Below are 3362 nucleotides of genomic sequence, written 5' to 3'. Positions count from 1 at the left end.
GTGCCGGGGGTCCCTGCCGCGCGACCGGCACCGAGGGGCTGCGGGAGAACTTCGCCGGCTGGAACAGCATGTACGACGGACGGCCCCTCCCCGTCGGGGAGATGCGCGAGTGGCGCGAGGCGACCGTTGCCCGCATCCGCGAACTCGGGCCCGTGGGCCGCGTCCTGGAGATCGGCGTGGGCAGCGGACTGATCCTCTCCCGGCTCGCCCCCGACGCCGAGACCTACTGGGGCACCGACCTCTCCCCCCGCGCGATCGACTCCCTGCGCGCCCAACTGGCCGCCCACCCCGGCCTGGCCGCGAAGACACGCCTTCGCGCGCAGCCCGCCCACGACACCGGCGGCCTGCCCGCCGCCTCCTTCGACACGATCGTCCTGAACTCCGTCGCGCAGTACTTCCCGAGCGCCGCGTACCTGGGCGGCGTGCTGCGCCGGGCCGCCGCCCTGCTGGCCCCCGGCGGACGGATCTTCGTCGGCGACGTACGCAACCTGCGCCTGCTGCGCACCCTGCGCGCCGCCGTGGAGACCCGCCGCGCCCCCGGCGGCACCGCCGACGACAAGTCCGCGCTGCGCGAGGCCGTCGAACGCTCGGTGCGCTGGGAGGGCGAACTCCTCCTCGACCCCGAGTACTTCGCCGCGCTCGACGGCTTCGACGCCGACATCCGCCTCAAGCGGGCCGCCCACCACAACGAACTGAGCCGCTACCGGTACGACGTCGTACTGACCCCCGCCGCGGGCACCGCCCCCCGGACCGGGATCGAGGTCCCGTGGGCCGCGGTCGGTGAACCCGGCGCCCTGGAGGCGCTGTTGGCCCAGGGCGAGCCCGCACTGCGGATCTCGGGCGTGCCCAACACCCGCCTCGCGGACGACCTCGCCGACCTGTGGCGCCTGGAGGGCAGCGGCCACGAGAGCGCGCCCGGCCCCGACCCCGAGGCCCTGCACGCCCTGGCCGCCGCCCACGGCTACCGCACCGCCCTCACCTGGAACGCCACCGCCGAGGACGGCGCCTACGACGCCGTCCTCGCCCTCGACGGCCCGCCCGCCGGGCGCTACCGGCCCGCCGGACGCCACCCGCACGCCAACCGCCCGGCGCCCTTCCGCGACGTGACGGCCCTGATGCGCACCCTGCGCGCCCACGCCGCCGCATGGCTGCCCGACTACATGGTCCCGTCGGCGTTCGTACCCCTGCACACCCTGCCCGTCACGCCCAGCGGCAAGCTCGACGCCCGCGCCCTGCCCGCCCCCGACCCCGCGGCGGCGAGTTCCGGCCGCCCGCCGCGCACCCCCCGCGAGAAGCTGCTCTGCGCGCTGTACGCCGAGGTGCTCGGACGGGACTCGGTCACCGCCGAGGACGACTTCCTCGCCCTCGGCGGCGACAGCATCAGCGCCATCCGGCTCCTGATCCGGGCACGGGAGGCGGGCCTGCGCCTCACCACCCGCGAGGTGTTCCGGCACCGCACGGTCCAGGCCCTGGCGCAGGCCGCCGCCGAGCGCGGCGACGAGACCGCCGAGGACACCCCGCTCGTGACCCCGGACCCGGCCGTGCTCGCCGAGATCCAGGGCACCCGGCCCCTCGCCGTCGAGGAACTGCTGCCGCTCACCCCCCTCCAGCAGGGCTTCTACTTCCACTCCCTGACCGGCCCGGCGGACGCGGACACCTATGTCGTCCAGCAGATCCTCGACCTCGCCGGACCGGTCGACGGCGCCACCCTGCGCCGCGCGGCCCGGACACTGCTCGACCGGCACGCCCCGCTGCGCGCCGCCTTCCGCCGCGGACCGGACGGCAGCCCCGTGCAGATCATCACGCGGGGCGCCGAACTGCCCTGGCGCGAGGCCGACCTGACGGGTGAGGACGGCACGCGACGGGAGACCCTGGGCGACGCCGTCGCCGCCGAGGAACGCGCCACGGGATTCGACCTCGCCGAGCCCCCGCTGCTGCGCTGCGCGCTGATCCGGCTCGGCGAGACGCGCAGCCGCCTGGTGCTGACGTTCCATCACCTCATCGCCGACGGCTGGTCCTTGCCCGTCCTGCACCGCGAACTGATGGCGCTCTACGGCACCGACGCGTCCGCCCTGCCCGAGGTCGCCCCCTACCGCAGCCACCTGCGCCGCCTCGCCGAACGGGACCAGGACGCGGCCCGCGACGCCTGGCGCGCCGCGCTGGCCGGACTCGACGAGCCGACCCGCCTGGTGGACACCCCCGCCGGCCCGGCACCCGTACACCCCGCGCACGTCCGGCTGGAGCTGCCCGAGGAGACCACCGCGCGCCTGACCGCCCGTGCCCGCGCCCACGGCGTCACCCTCGGCACCGTCGTCCAGGCCGCCTGGGGACTGCTCCTCGGCCGGCTCACGGGACGCCGGGACGTGGTGTTCGGCACCACCGTCTCCGGCCGGGACGGCGAGGTCGCCGGGATCGCCTCGATGGTGGGCCTGTTCATCAACACCCTGCCCACCCGGCTCACCTGGTCGCCCGCCGACCCGCTCGCCACCGTGCTCACCCGGCTCCAGGAGCAGCAGACCGCACTGCTCGACCACCAGCACCTCGGCCTCGCGGAGATCCAGCGGCTCGCCGGACACGCGGGCGGGGGCGAACTCTTCGACACGCTGGTGGTGTTCGAGAACTACCCGGCCGAGACCGGCCCGAGCGACCCGGCGGGGACGCTGCGCATCACCGGCGACACCTTCCACGACGCCGTCCACTACCCGCTCGCCCTCGTCGTCAAGCCGGGCCGGCGTCTCGACCTCAGGCTCAAGCACCACGCCGAACGCCTCGGCACCGAGACCGTCCACGCCCTCGCCGGCCGGCTCGCGCTCCTGCTGGAGGCCGTCGCCGACACCCCGGAGCGCCTCGTCGCCTCCGTCGAACTCCTCTTCCCCGACGAGGCGTTGCGGGCCCACCCGCACGGCGGGGAGCACCCCGTCCCGGCGACCACCCTGGCCGACGCGTTCGCCGCTCAGGCCGCCCGCACGCCCGGGGCCACCGCCGTCCTCTTCGAGGACGAGCACCTCACCTACGCCGGACTCGACGAGCGCGCCGAGCGGCTCGCCGCCGTGCTGCGCGCCGACGGCACCGGCCCCGGAGACGTCGTGGCCGTCGCCGTACCGCGCTCGGCGGAGCTGATGGTGGCGCTGCTCGGCGTCCTGAAGTCGGGCGCCGCCTACCTGCCGCTCGACCTGGACTATCCGGCCGACCGGGTGGCCCACATGCTCGCCGACTCCGGTGCCGCGACCGTCCTGACGCTGTCCGCGACGGCCCGCCGGCTGCCGTCGACCGGCACCGCGCACGTGCGCTGCCTGGACGCACCCGCACCGGGCGCCGCCCCCGCGCGCCGGGACCCGGCCGCACCGGGCGCGCGGCCCCAC

General features: G+C 76.4%; 1 protein-coding gene. It reads left to right on the top strand.

Translation table 11 applies throughout. The annotated features are described in order from the left end of the window. Window positions 1–3362 (top strand): condensation domain-containing protein (locus SZN_RS36310; RefSeq protein WP_007505552.1); only part of this gene is annotated, 3362 nt, incomplete at both ends.

This window comes from Streptomyces zinciresistens K42 (assembly GCF_000225525.1).
In the GTDB taxonomy this organism is placed as follows: Bacteria; Actinomycetota; Actinomycetes; order Streptomycetales; family Streptomycetaceae; genus Streptomyces; species Streptomyces zinciresistens.
Note: the sequence above shows the minus strand (reverse complement) of the source record. Positions and strands in the feature narration are given on the sequence as shown.